This is a genomic window from Streptomyces sp. CB02980 (genome assembly GCF_014451325.2).
In the GTDB taxonomy this organism is placed as follows: Bacteria; Actinomycetota; Actinomycetes; order Streptomycetales; family Streptomycetaceae; genus Streptomyces.
The window spans coordinates 328783-345209 of sequence record NZ_JACSCH020000004.1 but is presented as its reverse complement, the minus strand read 5'-3'; the positions used below and the strand labels follow the sequence as shown (position 1 = coordinate 345209).

General features: G+C 70.6%; 16 protein-coding genes. 10 read left to right on the top strand and 6 right to left on the bottom strand.

All coding sequences use genetic code 11. The features are described 5' to 3' along the window. The first annotated feature begins 150 nt into the window (after positions 1-150). Positions 151-1119: a diacylglycerol kinase family protein gene (locus E0F75_RS11780; protein ID WP_187622457.1), complete on the top strand. Its 969-nt coding sequence runs from the start codon at positions 151-153 to the stop codon at positions 1117-1119. Positions 1120-1437: 318 nt separating this feature from the next. After that, positions 1438-1695, top strand: a complete 258-nt coding sequence (locus E0F75_RS11775; protein WP_003953983.1) for a WhiB family transcriptional regulator — start codon at positions 1438-1440, stop codon at positions 1693-1695. 204 nt (positions 1696-1899) lie between these two features. Here the strand turns inward: E0F75_RS11775 and E0F75_RS11770 are convergent, their stop codons facing one another. Next, positions 1900-3366 carry a sensor histidine kinase gene (locus E0F75_RS11770; RefSeq protein ID WP_187622456.1) on the bottom strand — a complete coding sequence of 489 codons (1467 nt, stop codon included), beginning with the start codon at positions 3364-3366 and terminating at the stop codon, positions 1900-1902. A gap of 397 nt (positions 3367-3763) precedes the next feature. Next, positions 3764-4381: a TetR/AcrR family transcriptional regulator gene (locus E0F75_RS11765; protein WP_187622455.1), complete on the bottom strand. Its 618-nt coding sequence runs from the start codon at positions 4379-4381 to the stop codon at positions 3764-3766. Positions 4382-4464: 83 nt separating this feature from the next. On the opposite strand from E0F75_RS11765, the gene E0F75_RS11760 reads away from it, so the two are divergent. Further along, positions 4465-5253, top strand: a complete 789-nt coding sequence (locus E0F75_RS11760; protein ID WP_187622454.1) for an SDR family oxidoreductase — start codon at positions 4465-4467, stop codon at positions 5251-5253. 180 nt (positions 5254-5433) lie between these two features. Then, positions 5434-6219 carry a glucosamine-6-phosphate deaminase gene (gene nagB, locus E0F75_RS11755; RefSeq protein ID WP_187622453.1) on the top strand — a complete coding sequence of 262 codons (786 nt, stop codon included), beginning with the start codon at positions 5434-5436 and terminating at the stop codon, positions 6217-6219. Between the two features lie 75 nt (positions 6220-6294). On the opposite strand, the gene E0F75_RS11750 is transcribed toward nagB, so the two are convergent. The 4 genes from E0F75_RS11750 to E0F75_RS11735 form a co-directional block, all read right to left on the bottom strand. Then, a complete protein-coding gene (locus E0F75_RS11750; protein WP_187622452.1) occupies positions 6295-7818 on the bottom strand; it encodes a glycoside hydrolase family 3 protein in 1524 nt (507 codons plus the stop codon). Between the two features lie 9 nt (positions 7819-7827). Further along, on the bottom strand, positions 7828-8664 hold the full coding sequence (locus E0F75_RS11745) for a carbohydrate ABC transporter permease (protein WP_187622575.1): 837 nt from the start codon (positions 8662-8664) through the stop codon (positions 7828-7830). 26 nt (positions 8665-8690) lie between these two features. Beyond that, positions 8691-9713, bottom strand: coding sequence for a carbohydrate ABC transporter permease (locus E0F75_RS11740; protein ID WP_187622451.1), 1023 nt, complete (start codon positions 9711-9713; stop codon positions 8691-8693). 149 nt (positions 9714-9862) lie between these two features. Next, entirely contained in the window at positions 9863-11158 is a 1296-nt protein-coding gene (locus E0F75_RS11735; protein WP_187622450.1) for an extracellular solute-binding protein, read from the bottom strand. Positions 11159-11443: 285 nt separating this feature from the next. Between E0F75_RS11735 and E0F75_RS11730 the strand changes: the two genes are divergently transcribed. The 6 genes from E0F75_RS11730 (at position 11444) to E0F75_RS11705 (ending at position 16426) form a co-directional block, all read left to right on the top strand. Beyond that, the gene (locus E0F75_RS11730; RefSeq protein WP_030320859.1) at positions 11444-12208 is read left to right on the top strand and encodes a GntR family transcriptional regulator; all 765 of its coding nucleotides are present in this window, start codon (positions 11444-11446) and stop codon (positions 12206-12208) included. Between the two features lie 445 nt (positions 12209-12653). Beyond that, positions 12654-12866 carry a hypothetical protein gene (locus tag E0F75_RS11725; protein ID WP_187622449.1) on the top strand — a complete coding sequence of 71 codons (213 nt, stop codon included), beginning with the start codon at positions 12654-12656 and terminating at the stop codon, positions 12864-12866. A 26-nt stretch (positions 12867-12892) separates the two neighbouring features. Further along, positions 12893-13171 (top strand): hypothetical protein, encoded by a 279-nt coding sequence (locus E0F75_RS11720; protein ID WP_187622448.1) that lies wholly within the window; start codon positions 12893-12895, stop codon positions 13169-13171. Between the two features lie 48 nt (positions 13172-13219). Next, on the top strand, positions 13220-14353 hold the full coding sequence (locus E0F75_RS11715; protein ID WP_229312644.1) for a glycosyltransferase family A protein: 1134 nt from the start codon (positions 13220-13222) through the stop codon (positions 14351-14353). 43 nt (positions 14354-14396) lie between these two features. Further along, the gene (locus tag E0F75_RS11710; RefSeq protein ID WP_187622447.1) at positions 14397-15359 is read left to right on the top strand and encodes a UbiA prenyltransferase family protein; all 963 of its coding nucleotides are present in this window, start codon (positions 14397-14399) and stop codon (positions 15357-15359) included. Beyond that, entirely contained in the window at positions 15356-16426 is a 1071-nt protein-coding gene (locus E0F75_RS11705) for a lysylphosphatidylglycerol synthase domain-containing protein (protein ID WP_187622446.1), read from the top strand. Before E0F75_RS11710 ends, E0F75_RS11705 begins: the two co-directional genes overlap by 4 nt. Position 16427: the final 1 nt, after the last annotated feature.

Sequence of the window (16427 nt, the reverse complement as noted above, 5' to 3'; positions counted from 1 at the left end):
ACAGGGGCCCGAGCCGTGCGGGAGCAGTCGCCGGGGCCGGGAGGGTACGGCGCCGGCGGCGGGCGGTCACGCTTGCCCGGGGCCGGGCGGATACGTCCAGGGATCGGGCTGGACTGGGCCCGGTACCGCCGGGTAGGTACCCTGGCGCTCATGCGCGCACTTCTCGTGGTCAACCCGGCAGCCACCACCACCAGTGCCCGCACCCGTGACGTGCTCATCCACGCGCTCGCGAGCGAGATGAAGCTGGAGGCGGTCACCACCGAGTACCGCGGGCACGCGCGGGACCTCGGCCGACGGGCCGCGGACTCCGGCACCATCGACCTGGTCGTGGCCCTCGGCGGCGACGGCACGGTGAACGAGGTCGTCAACGGACTGCTGCACGGCGGGCCCGACCCCGACCGGCTCCCGGGCCTCGCGGTCGTCCCCGGCGGATCGACGAACGTGTTCGCCCGCGCCCTCGGACTGCCGAACGACGCCGTGGAGGCGACCGGCGCCCTGCTCGACGCGTTGCGTGAGCGGCGGGCACGCACAGTGAGCCTCGGTCTCGCCTCGGGAACGCCGGGCACGGAGGACGAGTCCGTCCCGTCCCGCTGGTTCACCTTCTGCGCCGGTCTCGGTTTCGACGCGAGTGTCATCGGCCGGGTCGAACAGCAGCGGGAGCGCGGGAAGAGATCCACCCACGCCCTTTATCTGCGCCAGGTGGTGCGCCAGTTCCTGGAGGAACCGAACCGCCGGCACGGCACGATCACCCTGGAGCGCCCCGGCGCCGAGCCGGTCGAGGACCTGGTCCTCTCCATAATCTGCAACACCTCCCCCTGGACCTACCTGGGCAATCGCCCGGTGTACGCGTCCCCGGAGGCCTCCTTCGAAACCGCGCTGGACGTCCTCGGACTGCGCCGTCTCTCCACCCCGGCGGTGGCCCGGTACGCCACCCAGCTGCTCACCTCGACCCCGGAACGAGGGCCGCGCGGCAAGCACGCGGTAACTCTGCACGACCTGACCGACTTCACCTTGCATTCCAAGGTTCCCCTCCCCCTGCAGATGGACGGAGACCACCTGGGACTGCGTACGAGCGTGACGTTCACAGGCGTACGCCGTGCACTGCGTGTGATTGTGTGAGTGGAAGGGCCCAAAGTCCTTTCACTCGAACGTTTAGGCGCGCATCCACCCCTTAGAAGTACGGCTGTGACCTAGCCGACACCGAGGAATCAAAAAAAACTTTCCGGAAGGGGTTGTATCCGTTGCTGGGGTTTGGGAGTCTCTTCTTGGCGATCGGGACGGCCCGCAACACCGGCCTCCACTGAGAGCCAGAACCCCTCCTCAGTCTTAGGACCACACCAGTTCATCTGGCAGTCGGCCCTTCCCTTGCGGGGGGATTCGTGAAAGCGTTCACATTCACAAGCAACCAGCTTGTAACACCCTAGAGAGGTAGCAGCCATGGACTGGCGTCACAACGCCGTTTGTCGTGAGGAAGACCCCGAGCTGTTCTTCCCCATCGGCAACACCGGTCCTGCGCTGCTGCAGATCGAGGAAGCCAAGGCCGTCTGCCGCCGCTGCCCCGTCATGGAGCAGTGCCTGCAGTGGGCGCTCGAGTCCGGCCAGGACTCCGGCGTCTGGGGTGGCCTCAGCGAGGACGAGCGCCGCGCGATGAAGCGCCGTGCCGCTCGCAACCGGGCGCGTAACGCCAGCGCCTGACGCCCACCGACAGCCTGAGGCGAGCGGCGCATACATCGCGTATGCAATCACCGCCCTTGAGCCGCAGCGCGCAGCAGTAACCCACAGCATTCGAGCCCCGGACCGACTTCTTCGGTCCGGGGCTCGCTGCTGTGTCCGCGGCCGGCGCTTCTACGACTGTCGCTTCTACGGCCGGTATTTCTGCGGCCGTTACTTCTGCGGCTGCTACTTCTGCGGCTGTACGGGGATGTCGAGGACCACCTTCGTACCGCGCTCGGCGCCCGGCAGCATGTCGAAGGATCCGCCCAACTCCCCTTCCACCAGGGTCCGTACGATCTGCAGACCCAGGTTGCCGGCCCGCTGCGGGTCGAATCCCTCGGGCAGACCGCGGCCGTCGTCCTGGACCGTGATCAGGAGCCGGGCCTCGGGCCTGGGCTCGCCCCGTACGGCGGTGACCTCGACGGCGCCCTCGTCGCCCTGTGCGAACGCGTGCTCCAGGGCGTTCTGGAGGATCTCGGTGAGGACCATCGAGAGCGGGGTCGCGACCTCGGCGTCGAGAATGCCGAAGCGGCCGTTGCGCCGGCAGGTCACCCGGCCCGGGGAGATCTCGGCGACCATCGCGATCACGCGGTCGGCGATCTCGTCGAACTCCACCCGTTCGTCCAGGTTCTGGGACAGCGTCTCATGGACGATCGCGATCGAACCGACGCGCCGCACGGCCTCGTTGAGGGCCTCGCGGCCGCCCTCGGAGTCCATCCGGCGGGCCTGGAGGCGCAACAGGGCGGCCACCGTCTGGAGGTTGTTCTTCACCCGGTGGTGGATCTCCCGGATGGTGGCGTCCTTGGTGATCAACTCGCGCTCGCGGCGGCGCAGTTCGGTGACGTCCCGGAGCAGCACGAGCGAACCGATACGGGTGCCCTTCGGCTTGAGCGGGATGGCCCGGAGCTGGATCACACCGCTGTTCCCCTCGACCTCGAACTCGCGCGGCGCGTAGCCGGAGGCCAGCGTGACCAGGGCTTCGTCCACCGGTCCGCGGGAGGGGGCGAGTTCGGCGGTGATCTGGCCGAGGTGCTGGCCGACGAGGTCGGCGGCGAGGCCGAGCCGGTGGTACGCGGAGAGGGCGTTGGGCGAGGCGTACTGGACGATGCCCTCGGCGTCGAGGCGGACGAGTCCGTCGCCGGCTCGGGGCGAGGAGTCCATGTCGACCTGCTCGCCGGGGAAGGGGAAGGTCCCGGCCGCGATCATCTGGGCGAGGTCGGAGGCCGACTGGAGGTAGGTGAGCTCCAGACGGGAGGGGGTGCGGACGGTCAGCAGGTTGGTGTTGCGGGCGATGACGCCGAGAACCCGGCCCTCGCGGCGGACGGGGATGGACTCGACCCGTACCGGGACCTCCTCGCGCCACTCCGGGTCGCCCTCGCGGACGATCCTGCCCTCGTCGAGCGCGGCGTCGAGCAGCGGGCGGCGGCCGCGCGGCACGAGATGGCCGACCATGTCGTCCTGGTAGGAGGTGGGGCCGGTGTTCGGCCGCATCTGCGCGACGGAGACGTACCGCGTCCCGTCGAGGGTCGGGACCCAGAGGACGAGGTCGGCGAAGGAGAGGTCGGAGAGCAGCTGCCACTCCGACACCAGCAGGTGGAGCCACTCGAGGTCCGAGTCGCTCAGGGCGGTGTGCTGGCGCACGAGGTCGTTCATGGAGGGCACGGTGCGAGCGTACCCGCGGAATAAAGGGGCGGTGAACCTGGATCTCCGGCGCTCCGTACTGGAGGATGGGCCAGGAAGGACCGCGTTCCCGTGGATGGACAGACAAGAATGGTCTAGTCCACAATGAATGCGATAGACCTCCATCCTCCCCGCACAGGAGGATGGAACGAGGTACCCGACGCTCTCTGCCCTGACTGCGTCGAGACCTCCCACACGGCCGAGGGACCGCACACCCCCGGCCGGAGCAAAACTCCGGGCTGCGGTGCCGGGCGGGCTGAGGGTCCCGCCGGGCGCCGCGGCCCGCGGGTGTTTCCGGGGCCGCCCGGCAGCGGAACCGGGCCTCTCACCTCTGCTCCCGTTCCGCGCGCCGCGGCGGCCGGGCCGGCAGCTACCTCTGCTCCCGTTCCGGCCGCCGCGGCGGCCAGGCCAGCATCGCCGTCGCCGCGACGGCCGCCAGCTCCTCCTTGGTCGCCCCGTCGCGGGCCTGCTGGGACAGCCCCTGGAGAACGGCACCGCTGAAGCGGGCGAGGGCCCGGGCGTCGGTGTCGGCGGGCAGCTCCCCGGAGGCGATGTCCTGGCGTATCCGGGTCTCGAAGGAGGCCAGGTTGTGGTTCCTGCGCTCCCGCAGGGCCTCCTCGACCTCGGGGGTCGAGCAGTTGATCGCGGCGGAGATCATCAGGCAGCCGCGGGGGTGGCCGGGCTCCGTGAAGAGCTCGGCGGCCTCGCTCAGGACCCGGCCGATGGCGCCGCGGGCGGTCGCCTCCTCCGCGAAGGCCCGGCCGCCGTACGCGCCGTACGAGCCGGCGTACGCCTCGACGACCTCCTCGAACAGCGTCTTCTTGTCACCGAAGGCCGCGTAGAGGCTGGGGGCGCTGATGCCCATGGCGCGGGTGAGGTCGGCGACGGAGGTCGTCTCGTAGCCGTGCTCCCAGAAGGCCATCGTGGCCTTCTCCAGAGCCGTGAGCCGGTCGAAGGAGCGGGGGCGGCCACGCTGTGTCGTCACCATGGAGTGAATTCTATAGCGGGTGCTACGGAAGTGGGGTACGGTCTTTCCATAACGACCGCTACAGAAATGAGGGGGGCGTCGCCATGGGCGTGCTCGACAGCAGGACCACGGAGCAGCGGGCCGGGAGGCTGGCCGGGAAGACCGCACTGGTGACGGGTGGCAGCCGGGGCATCGGCCGCGGGATCGCCGAGCGGCTCGGCCGGGACGGCGCGCGGGTCGCGGTGCACTACGGGAGCAACGAGGCGGCGGCGAAGGAGACGGTCGCGGCGATCGAGGCCGCCGGTGGCGAGGCCTTCGCGATCGGGCAGGAGCTGGGGGTCCCGGGGGACGCGGAGGCGCTGTGGGCCGCGTTCGACGCCCACGCCGACGGCCTGGACATCCTGGTGAACAACGCGGGGATCGGGGCCTCCGCACCGTTCGCGACGATCGGCGCGGAGGAGTACGAGCGGATCTTCGCCGTCAACACCAGGGCGCCGTTCTTCCTCGCCCGGCTGGGCGCGGAGCGGCTGCGCGACGGGGGCCGGATCGTGAACGTCTCGACGGGCCTCTCGCACGCGGCGGTGATGCCGGACCTGATGGCATACGCGATGTCGAAGGGCGCGCTCGACGTGTTCACCCGCTATCTGTCGAAGGTGCTGGGCTCGCGCGGGATCACGGTCAACGCGGTGGCGCCGGGCATCGTGGACACCGACATCAACGCCGGCTGGCTGCGGGGGAACGACGAGGCCTGGGCGGGAGCGGCGGCGATGTCGGCGTTGGGCAAGGTCGGCACCCCGGAGGACATAGCCGACGTGGTGGCCTTCCTGGTCTCGCACGACGGGCGCTGGGTGACCGGGCAGTGGATCGACGCGACGGGGGGCTCACTGGCCTGAACTGGAGGGGTCAGAGGTTCGAGTGGCTGGTGGGGCAGGGGCGGCCGACGATGGAGGCGGCGGGGGCGTCCGGGGGGCGGAACGGCATGAGGGGAAGGCCCCTCCTCTGCTAGATTTGGCTTTGATTGGTCTATACCACATGGCTCCTCACCAGCCCCTCACCAGATCGGCAGGCACAGCGTGGAAGTTGTCATCGTCAAGGACGCCAAGGCGGGCGGCGAGCTCATCGCGGACGGCATCGCCGACCTCCTGCGCCGCAAGCCCGACGCGCTGCTCGGCGTGGCCACCGGCTCGACTCCGCTGCCCATCTACGACGCCCTGATCGCCCAGGTCAAGGCCGGTTCCGTGGACGCCTCACGGGCCCGGATCGCCCAGCTGGACGAGTACGTGGGACTGCCCTCGGGCCACCCCGAGTCGTACCGCTCCACCGTGCTCCGCCAGGTCGTCGAGCCGCTCGGGCTCTCCCAGGAGGCCTTCATGGGCCCCGACGGCTCCGCCGAGGACGTCCTGGCGGCCTGCGAGGCGTACGACACGGCGCTCTCCAAGGCCGGTGGCGTGGACCTGCAGATCCTCGGCATCGGCACCGACGGGCACATCGGCTTCAACGAGCCGTGCTCCTCGCTCGCCTCCCGCACCCGGATCAAGACGCTCACCGAGCAGACCCGCGTGGACAACGCCCGCTTCTTCGACAACGACATCGAGCAGGTGCCGCACCACGTCATCACCCAGGGCATCGGCACCATCCTGGAGGCCCGTCACCTGGTGCTGCTCGCCACCGGCGAGGGCAAGGCCGAGGCCGTGGCGCAGACCGTCGAGGGACCGGTGGCGGCCCTCGTGCCGGCCTCCGCGCTGCAGCTGCACCCGCACGCCACGGTCGTGGTGGACGAGGCCGCCGCCTCCAAGCTGAAGCTCGCGGACTACTTCCGTCACACCTTCGCGAACAAGCCCGCCTGGCAGGGCATCTGAGCAGCCCGGACTCCCCGCGCACGACGAAGGGGCCCGGCACCTGTTCAGGTGCCGGGCCCCTTCGCGTACGTCCCGTCAGGCGCCGGTTCCGGCGACGGCCTCGGCGGCCGCGCGGCCGCAGACCCGGGCCGCGCCGTGCGTGGCGATGTGCAGGGCCCCGCGGGGCTCCGCCTCGTTGAGGCCCATCTCGACCACGACGGTGTCCGGGCGGGCCGCGACCAGGGCGTCCAGGGCCTCGGTCATCCACGCGTGCCGGTGGGCGTCGCGTACGACCGCCACGATCCGCCGCTCGCCCGCGGCGGCGAGGAGGGCGTCCACGGAGGAGTCGGCGTACGAGCCGGTCTCCGTGCCGGGCAGCAGCCGCTCCAGCTCGGCGGCGATGCCCCAGGGGGTCTCGTCGCCGACCGCGAAGTTCGCGACGGGGGTGAAGGAGGCGACATAGGGGGCGCTGCTCATCGGGGTGTACGGCCGCTCCCCCCGGGTCACCTTCAGAGCCCGGCGGGCGGCCACGAGTCCGATGTCGGCGCCGGGCGCGGTCCCCTCCTGCACTGCCGCGCCCGACACCGATTCAGCCCCCCTGGCCCGGTGCGCCTGGGTCCAGGACGCCAGGGCGCGCACGCGCGCCGCGGCGTCGGCCAGCCGCTCCTCGGGCAGTTCACCGGTCCGTACCGCAGTGACGAGCGCGTCGCGCAGCTGCAGCACCGTGTCCTCGTCGCACAGCCCGCCGCCGACGCAGATGGCGTCGGCGCCCGCGGCGATGGCGAGGACGGATCCACGCTCGATGCCGTACGTCGCCGCGACGGCCTGCATCTCCATGCCGTCGGTGACGATCAGCCCCTCGAAGCCCAGCTCCTGGCGCAGCAGACCGGTGAGGATCTGCGGGCTCAGGGTGGCCGGACGGTGGGGGTCGAGCGCGGAGAGAAGAATATGCGCGCTCATGACCGCCTTGGTACCCGCGGCGACGGCCGCGCGGAAAGGCACCAGCTCACGGGCGTGCAGTGTGGCGAGGTCCACATCGATCCGGGGCAGCGCGTCGTGGGAGTCCACGTTCGTGTCGCCGTGTCCGGGGAAGTGCTTGGTGCAGGCCGCGACCCCGACGCCCTGCAGGCCGTCGACGTACGCCACGGTGTGCCGGGCGACCAGGTCCGGGTCCGGCCCGAAGGACCGGACGCCGATGACCGGGTTCTCGGCGTTGGAGTTGACGTCGGCGGACGGCGCCCAGTTGAGGTCGACGCCGCAGGCCGCGAGCCGGCGGCCGAGTTCACGGGCCACGGCCCGGGTGAGCTCGACGTCGTCGACGCTGCCGAGGGCGTAGTTGCCGGGGAACGAGGAGCCCTGCTTGACCTCCAGGCGGGTGACGTCGCCGCCCTCCTCGTCGATGGCGACGAGGACGTCGTCCCGCTCGGCCCGCAGCTGCGCGGTGAGCGCGGCGAGCTGCTCGGGGCTGACGATGTTCCGGCCGAACAGGCCGACGGACGACAGGCCCTCGCCGATGCGGCGGAGCAGCCAGTCGGGCGCGGTGGTGCCGACGAAGCCGGGCTGGAGCACCGTGAGCGCGTCACGGGTCAGGGTGTCCGTGCCGTGTACGAGTGTGGTCATGGGGAGCCCTTATCCCTTCACCGCGCCGGCGGTCATGCCGCCGACGGCCTTGCGCTGGAGGAAGAGGAAGACGACGAGCACGGGAAGTGCGAAGAGCGTCGAGGCGGCCATGGTGGCGCCCCAGTCGCTGCCGAACGCGGTCTGGAACTGGGTCAGCCAGAGCGTCAGCGTCTGCGACTCCTTGTCCTTGTTCAGCATGAGGATCATGGCGAACTCGTTCCAGGCGGTGATGAAGCCGAAGAGCGAGGTCGACATCAGGCCGGGGGCGAGCAGCGGGAAGATCACCTTGCGGAACGCCTGGCCCCGGGTGCAGCCGTCGATCTGCGCGGCCTCCTCCAACTCGACCGGGACGGCGGCGATGAAGCCGCGCAGGGTCCAGATCGTGAAGGGGAGGACCATGACGAAGTAGATGAGCGTGAGCATCGGAATGCTGTTCAGCATGTCGTTCTCACGGGAGATCATGTACATCGCGATGACCATGACCTCCCAGGGGGCCATCTGCGCCATCATCACGATGAGGACGATGCCCTTGCGCCCCTTGAACTTCATCCGGGCGATCGCGAAGCTCGCGGCCAGCGCGACGAGAAGGGCGAGCACCACGGCACCGATGGTGACCATGAGGCTGTTGGTGACGTACGTCCAGAACAGGTCCACCCCGGTCGCGGTCGAGTAGTTCTCGAGCGTCGGCGTGAAGACGAAGACGGGGTCCTTCGTCATGATCTCGTGCTGCGGCTTCAGCGAGGACGAGAACATCCAGTACACGGGGAAGACGAACACGACCGCGAGGACGAGGGCGGTGAGGTTCTTGGCGACCACGCCGACCGTGAGCGGCCTCCTGGTGCGCAGCTTCTGCGGAGTCTCGGTGGTGGCGCTCACAGCTCCTCCTCCTCCTTCAGGATCAGGCGGAAGTAGAAGGACATGACCGCGATGAGCATCACGATCGTCAGGATGGAGATGGCGGCGGCGACACCGTAGTGGAACTGGCCGACGCCCTCGATGTAGGCGAAGACGGGGAGCGTCTCGGAGCCGCGGTCGGGGCCGCCCTGGTTCATGGCGTAGACCTGGGCGAACGCCTTGAAGATCCAGATGATCTCCAGGAACGTCGTGATCATGAAGAAGGACTTCAGGTTCGGGAAGACCACGGCCCAGAAGGTGCGCCAGCCACTGGCGCCGTCCATCCTCGCGGCCTCGTACAGCTCGGACCCGATGGTGGTCAGGGCGGCGTACATGTTGAGAGCGACGAACGGGATGGATCCCCAGACCAGCAGGATCATGATGATGACGAGGGTGGAGAACCCGGTCTCGAACCAGTTGTGCTGCTCGTAGCCGTCGAAGCCCAGGGTGCGCATCAGCCAGTTCACGACGCCGAACTGCTCGTCGAAGAGCCAGCGGAAGACCGTGACGGAGGCGACGATCGGCATGGCCCAGGCGAACATCAGGGCCAGCGAGAGGACCAGTCGCATCTTCTTGCCCAGGCGGTTGAGCAGCAGGCCCACGCCCGTGCCGATCGCCATGATGAGCGCGACGTTGACGGCCGTGAAGACGACGCTTCGGACGACGACGGTCCAGAAGTCGGGGTCGCCGAGGAGCTCGGTGTAGTTGTCGAAGCCGGTCCAGACGGTCTCGCGGGTGATGAACTCCTTCCGGTTGAGCTCCTGGAAGGAGAGGATCACATTGCGGATCAGCGGGTAGAGCAGCAGCACCGCCATGGACAGCAGGGCCGGCGCGACGAGCAGATAGGGCAGCCACCCGCTGGGCAGGGAACGTCTGCCGCGCGAAGGCTTAAGGACTTCCTTCGGGCCCGAAGGGGGTGGCGGAGTCTGAGACTTCCCTGCCGCCCTCCCGGGCGCGTCCTGAGGATCGGCGGTCGCCGTCCCCTGGGAGTCCACGGTCATGGTCTTATTCCTCGCGGTTCTGGGGCTCCCGCGCCCACCGGGGCGCGGCCCGGGGGAGCGGGCCGCTGATCACTCGTGAAGCGCCGATGGTGCGGCCGGTGCGTGACCGGCCGCACCACCGGGCTACGGATTACTGCTGGTGCTGCTGATTACTGCTGGTTGATGCGCTCGTTGATGACCTTGTCGGCCGCCTCGCCGGCCTTCTTGGCGTCCTCACCCTTCAGGACCTTGGTCATGAAGTCCTTGATCGGGTTCGGGGCGGTCTCTACGTTCGCCCAGCCCGGGGTCACCGGGGTGACCTTGCCGGAGGCGGAGGAGGCGGCCATGGCCTCGGCGAAGGAGCCGGCGGCCGGCTTGAACTGCGCGGCGTCGGTGTTCGGAAGCAGCGCGCCCTCGGTGGCGGTGGCGTACTTCGTCATGTACTCCTTGCCGGCGGCGAGCGCCAGCCACTCCTTCGCGAGGTCCTTGTTCTTGGAGCGCTCGGCGATGGCGAGGTTCGAGCCACCGAGGAAGACGGAGCCCGGCTTGTCGGCCGTCTTGCCCGGGATCGGGAAGTAACCGAAGTCGGCGGTCTTGCCGGCCTTCTTCATGGCGTCGATCGCGCCGCCGGCCTCCCAGCCGAGACCGATCCAGGACGCCACGCCGCCCTTGGGGACGACGTCGGTGGACTGCTGCGGGGTCGCCTCGTCCTTGTCCTTCGGAGCGGTGGAGTAGGACGCCAGCTCCTTGTAGAAGTTCATGGCGTTGACGGCCTCGGGGGAGGACAGGTTGCCCTTCCACTTGTCGCCGTCCTTGACCGCGAGGTCGCTGCCCTCGTCCCAGATGAGGCCGGCGAGGACGTACCAGGACTGACCCGGCAGGTAGATCGCCTGCGACTTCGGGTCGGACGCCTTGAGCTTCTTCAGACCGTCGACCCACTCGGCGCGGGTCTTGGGCGGGGTGACACCGGCCTTCTTGAAGGCGGCCTTGTCGTAGACGACGACACGGTTGGCGGCGTACCACGGAGCCGAGTAGAGCTTGCCGTCCAGCTCGTTGGAGGCGACCATGCCCTTGTTCCAGGCGTCGTAGCCCAGCGTGGCCTTGTCGCCGGACAGGTCGGCGAGGCCGCCGGTCACGGCGTAGCCCGCGGTCTGCGTGTTACCGAGCTCCAGAACGTCCGGAGGGGTGTCCTCGGAGAGCGCGGTGGTGACCTTCTCCTGGATGCCGTTCCAGATCTGCTTCTCGACCTTGACCTTGACGCCCGGGTGCTTGGCCTCGAAGGCCTTGTTCACCTCGGCCATCCACGCGTCCGGCGCGGAACCGTCCATGACCCAGACGGTCAGAGTCTTGTCGCCCCCGGCCGGCGCCTTGGCGCCGTCCTTACCCTTGTCACTGTCGGAACCACACGCAGCGATAGAGACCATCATGCCTGCGACGCCGATCGCCGCGATGAGCTTGCGCTTCACGCCACCCTCCTCAGGGATGCCTGCAACCCCTGCCCACCGCGCGAAGACATACGTCAGGTAGTGCTCGTGGGGCTGGGACCTGGTCTTTAATGGTTTAGACCAGTACCCGGAGCTTGGCCTAGACCTTTAGGGGTGTCAAGGGTGTATAAGAAGGGCAGTCGCGTCCGTTATCGGACCGACACCTGAGGGAGGGCGACGACCCGTGACCGGTCCGTGCCACCATGTGAGCCGCGACAGACGGAGGAGCCGGTGACGGCAGCAGCACAGGAGTCGGGAAGGCAGGCAATGGCCACGGACGCGGGCAGCACGGAGTCGGAGGGCGGGACACCCACCCGTACCGCGCGCGTGCCCAAGTACTACCGACTGAAGCGGCATTTGCTCGACATGACGGAGACCCTGCCGCCCGGCACACCGGTCCCCCCGGAGCGCACACTCGCCGCCGAGTTCGACACCTCGCGCACCACGGTGCGCCAGGCCCTCCAGGAGCTGGTCGTCGAGGGCCGCCTGGAGCGCATCCAGGGCAAGGGCACCTTCGTGGCCAAGCCCAAGGTCTCCCAGGCGCTGCAACTCACCTCGTACACCGAGGACATGCGCGCCCAGGGCCTGGAGCCCACCTCGCAGCTCCTCGACATCGGCTACGTCACCGCCGACGACACGCTCGCCGGGCTGCTCGACATCTCGGCCGGCGGACGGGTGCTCCGCATCGAGCGACTGCGCCTCGCGAGCGGCGAGCCGATGGCGATCGAAACCACCCATCTCTCCGCAAAGCGCTTCCCCGCGCTGCGTCGTTCGCTTGTGAAGTACACCTCGTTGTACACGGCCCTCGCCGAGGTGTACGACGTGCACCTCGCCGAGGCCGAGGAGACCATCGAGACCTCCCTCGCCACCCCGCGCGAGGCCGGTCTGCTCGGCACGGACGTGGGCCTGCCGATGCTGATGCTCTCCCGCCACTCGCTGGACGCCGAGGGCGAGCCGGTCGAGTGGGTACGGTCGGTCTACCGCGGCGACCGGTACAAGTTCGTGGCGCGCCTCAAGCGCCCCAACGGCTGAGCGACGACGCCACCTCGGCACGACACGAACGGCCGCACCCCACCGGGTGCGGCCGTTCGGCGTTTCCGGAGGCCGCACGAAGGGACACCGGGGCGGTACGAAGGATTCCGCGGCCCGCACGAAGGGACACCGGGGCGGTACGAAGGGTTCCGGGGCCCGCACGAGGATTCGGGGCGCGTACGAGGAGGTGACGGCCACCCGGCACCTTCCGCCTGGCAGGAACGTGACGCCTCCCGGAAACCCCCAGATCAGCGGCGCGCGGCGGCCGTACGCACGGGCTGGCTCCTAACGGCCACGCGCTTGGCGCCAGTCGTTCTCCGGTGACAGGGCACCCCCGGCGGGCCAGTCTTGGACCTGTCGGAGCCGCCCGGAAGAGCCCGGGAGCGGCGCCGGGAGACCCGCCCCCGACATTCCTCGTCCGCATCGCAAGGAAGGCACTTCCGTCATGCCCAGCAGCGCCCGTTTCGCCACTTTCGCCCGCGTTCAGGTCCGCCCCGTCCTCGCCCTGCTCGTCCCCGCCGCGGCCGCGCTGACCCTCGTTCTGGCGGCGGAGCCGGCGTCCTCGGGATCCCCGGCGGCCGTCGCCGCCGACGGCGTACCGGCCGCGACCGCGACCCCGCAGACGAACGACAGCGACAACGGCTTCTCCTGGGGCTGATCGTCATCTACCTCGTCGGCATCTCGATGAGGGCATCGGACGACGACCCCGCCCCGGACACCGACCCCCCACCGGCCCCGTCCGCCGCACTCCTCGTCGAGACGCTGCACCGCGTCGCCCGTCCGCAGGACCGTTTCGAGTCCGCACGGGCGCTGGTTCTCGACCGAACGATCCGCCTGGCCCTCTACGTCGGGGGCCCCGACGAGATCGAAGCCGTCGGCCACGCGCTGCTGCTCTGCCGGCGCCTCCTCGGCCACTCCCCCGAGCTCTCCCACCACCGCATCGCGGACTTCCGGCTGCTCTGAAGCGCCCCACACGCCGAAATCCCCTGACCGCCCTCCCAAGGAACCCCCATGTCCAGGGCTCGTCCCAGCGTGTCCGTCGTCATCCCCAACTACAACTACGAGAAGACCCTCCACGCCTGTCTGACCTCGGTCTTCGCCCAGACCCACGCCCCGCTCGACGTCATCGTCGTCGACGACGCGAGCACCGACAGGTCCCGGGACATCGCCCGGGAGTTCGACGTCGTCCTGATCGCCAACCCCCACAACAGCGGGGTGTCCGCCGCCCGGAACCTCGGGGCCGCCGCCGCCCGGGGCGAGATCCTCTTCTTCCTCGACTCGGACACCGCCCTCCACCCCGAGGCCCTTGCGAACGCCGCCGACCTGCTCCGGGACGATCCCGGTCTCGGCTGCGTCCACGGAGTGCTCGACCCCGAACCGCTCTTCGACGACGGGCCCGTGGAGCGCTACCACGCCCTGCACGCCCACTTCTGGCGCCGCCGCGCCGTCGGCGAGGTCCGCACCGCGTTCTTCGCCCTCGGCGCGATCCGCAAGGAGGTCTTCGAGGCCACCGGGCCCTTCGACGAGAACCTCCGGGACTCGGAGGACGTCGAGTACAGCGGCCGGCTCGTCCGCACCCACCGGATCGCGATGACGGAGGCGATCCGCGGCCGGCACGACGACGTCGACCGGCTCGGGGCGATGCTCCGGGAGCAGTACCGGCGTTCACAGCTGCTCATCGCGGCGCTCGGGCAGCTGCGGGAGGGCGGTCTCACCGCCAACCGGCCGCTCGGCGTCCTCGCCGCCGCGCTCACCCTCCCCACCCTCCTCCTCGGTCTGCTCACCCCGTGGCTCCTGCTCGTCCCCGCCCTGTGCGCGCTGGTCTTCGCCTGCGCCGACCCGGGCCTGAGCCGGTTCGCGCTGCGGAGCCGCGGTCCCGGCTTCCTCCTCTACTTCACCGCCGTCCACTTCGTGCTGCACCAGGCGATCGTGCTCGGCGCGGCCCGGGGCACCGTCCGCTGGATCACCGAGCCGGACTTCGGGCCCAGCGTGCGCCGCCGCGGAAACGCCCTCCCGGCGGACCGCCCCGAAGCCACCGCCACCGCCCATGCCGCCGCCGCGTCCGTATCCGCCGCGTCCGCGTCCGCCGCTTCCGCCGCTCCCCTCTCCTCCACCGCCACCGCCACCTCCCCCTTCACCGGATGACCGCCGCCCCTCCCCGTACGCCCCTCCCCCCAGGAGTCCGTTCATGGCCACGCCCACGCTCACCGGCCGAGAGGCGCCGACGGCCCGCCCGCCGGCCTCCCGCCCGCCCAGTCGGCTCGCCGACCTGACCTCCCTCGTCCGGCCCCACCAGTGGACGAAGAACCTGGTCGTCGTCCCCCTCGGCCTGCTCGGCGCCCCCCACCTCGACGGTGCCGCGCTCGGCGGAGCCCTCGCCGCGATCGCTGTCTTCACCCTCGCGTCCGCGCTGATCTACCTGGTCAACGACCTCGGCGACCGGGACAGGGACCGCCGCCACCCGGAGAAGCGGCACCGGCCGATCGCCGCCGGCCGGATCGGCGTCGCGACCGCCGTCTCCTTCGCCGCCGCCCTCGCCGTCCTCCTCGCGGCGACGGTCGGTCTCACGGTGTTCACCGGGACGGCCGCGCTCCTCGACTGGTGGCCGGTCGCCGCGTACGTCGCGCTGAACGCCGCGTACAGCAAGGGACTCAAGCACGTCCCGCTCCTCGACGTGTTCATCGTCGCCCTCGGTTTCGTCCTGCGGCTCGCCCAGGGCTGCCTCGCCTCGGGCAACCCCGTGCCGAGCTGGCTCACCCTCTGTGTCTTCTCCCTCTGCCTGCTGCTGATCCTGGGCAAGCGGCGCCATGAGATGGCGGTCGGCGGGGTGCTGCACCGGCCCGCGCTGCGCGGCTACACCCTCGGCTTCCTCGACCAGCTGCTCGCCTTCACCGCGGTGCTCACGGCGGTGAGTTACGTCCTGCAGGTGCAGGACAGCCCCGTCTTCGGCCCGCACGGACCGCTGGTCGCGGTGCTCACGGCCCCGTTCGCGCTCTTCGGCCTCGCCCGCTACCTGCAGCTGCTCGTGGTCGACTCGGGTGGCGGAAATCCCTCGCGGGCGCTGTTCAGCGACCGGATGACCGTCTCCAACGCCCTGCTCTGGTCGGCGCTGCTGGCCGTCGCGTGGCCGCTGAGCCACCTCGGGTCATGACGGTGCCGACCACCGCGCCGCCCGAAACCAAGTCCGACACCAAGCCCGTCCCGACGTCCGACCCGAATTCCGACCAGAAGTCCGACCCGAATCCCGACCCGAATCCCGCCGCGGCCGAAGCTCCCCCGGCCCCGCGCGGCCGCCTCCGCCGCGCCCTCCCCGTCCTCTTCCCGGTCGCCGTCGTCACCGGCATCGGCTTCGCCCTGTACGGCCGGGCCGGCGAGCTCGCCGCCCTCGTCCTGCGCCCCGACTCCGTCCCGTACCTCCTCGCGGCCCTGGTCGCCAACGCCCTCGCCGTCCTGCTCTCCATGACCACCTGGCGGACCCTCCTCGCCGACCTGGGCCCCGGGGTGCCGGGCCGGACCGCGACCCGGATCTACTTCACCTCGTACCTCGGCAAGTACGTGCCGGGGGCCGTCTGGGGCGTCCTCGCCCAGCTGCGGATGGGCGGTGCGGCGGGGGTGTCCGCGCCGGTCGTGCTCGCCGTCTTCCTGCTGAACCTGATCGTGGCCGTCCTCACCGGCCTCGCCGTCGGCCCGCTCGCCGCTCCCTGGACGATCGGCGCCGAGGCCTGGTGGCTGGTCCTGCCGGGCGCGGTCACCGCCGCCTGGGCCGTGCGGCCCGGACTGCTGCACCACCTGGCGGCGTTCGCCGCCCGGCTCGCCCGCCGGGCGGCGCCCGCCACCCGGGCGAGCGACCGGGGCATGCGGCGGGCCCTCGCCTCGGCCACCGCCTCCTGGGCGGTCGGCGGGCTGCACCTGTGGGCCCTCGCCGTGATGCTCGGCGCCCCGCCGCTGACCGCGCTGCCGGTCTGCGTGGGCGGCTTCGCCCTGGCCACCGCCGCCGCCAGCCTCGTGGTGGTGCTGCCGGACGGCTGGGGTGCCCGCGAGGCCCTGCTGCTCCTGGCGCTGACCGCCGTACTGCCCTGGCAGGAGGCGACCGCCGTCGCCGTCGCCAGCCGGGTGGTCTGCACCCTCAGCGAGGTCCTCGTCGGAGGCGCCGCCCTCCTCCTGACCCTCCCCCGCCGATCCACTCCCCCCACCCACCCGATCCCCGCGAAGGACTGAC

Bases quoted from the DNA above. Each gene is read 5' to 3' on its own strand.
- E0F75_RS11780 (WP_187622457.1), top strand. From the start codon at position 151: ATGCGCGCACTTCTCGTGGTCAACCCGGCAGCCACCACCACCAGTGCC.
- E0F75_RS11775 (WP_003953983.1), top strand. From the start codon at position 1,438: ATGGACTGGCGTCACAACGCCGTTTGTCGTGAGGAAGACCCCGAGCTG.
- E0F75_RS11770 (WP_187622456.1), bottom strand. From the start codon at position 3,366: ATGAACGACCTCGTGCGCCAGCACACCGCCCTGAGCGACTCGGACCTC.
- E0F75_RS11765 (WP_187622455.1), bottom strand. From the start codon at position 4,381: ATGGTGACGACACAGCGTGGCCGCCCCCGCTCCTTCGACCGGCTCACG.
- E0F75_RS11760 (WP_187622454.1), top strand. From the start codon at position 4,465: ATGGGCGTGCTCGACAGCAGGACCACGGAGCAGCGGGCCGGGAGGCTG.
- E0F75_RS11750 (WP_187622452.1), bottom strand. From the start codon at position 7,818: ATGACCACACTCGTACACGGCACGGACACCCTGACCCGTGACGCGCTC.
- E0F75_RS11740 (WP_187622451.1), bottom strand. From the start codon at position 9,713: ATGACCGTGGACTCCCAGGGGACGGCGACCGCCGATCCTCAGGACGCG.
- E0F75_RS11730 (WP_030320859.1), top strand. From the start codon at position 11,444: ATGGCCACGGACGCGGGCAGCACGGAGTCGGAGGGCGGGACACCCACC.
- E0F75_RS11725 (WP_187622449.1), top strand. From the start codon at position 12,654: ATGCCCAGCAGCGCCCGTTTCGCCACTTTCGCCCGCGTTCAGGTCCGC.
- E0F75_RS11720 (WP_187622448.1), top strand. From the start codon at position 12,893: ATGAGGGCATCGGACGACGACCCCGCCCCGGACACCGACCCCCCACCG.
- E0F75_RS11715 (WP_229312644.1), top strand. From the start codon at position 13,220: ATGTCCAGGGCTCGTCCCAGCGTGTCCGTCGTCATCCCCAACTACAAC.
- E0F75_RS11710 (WP_187622447.1), top strand. From the start codon at position 14,397: ATGGCCACGCCCACGCTCACCGGCCGAGAGGCGCCGACGGCCCGCCCG.
- E0F75_RS11705 (WP_187622446.1), top strand. From the start codon at position 15,356: ATGACGGTGCCGACCACCGCGCCGCCCGAAACCAAGTCCGACACCAAG.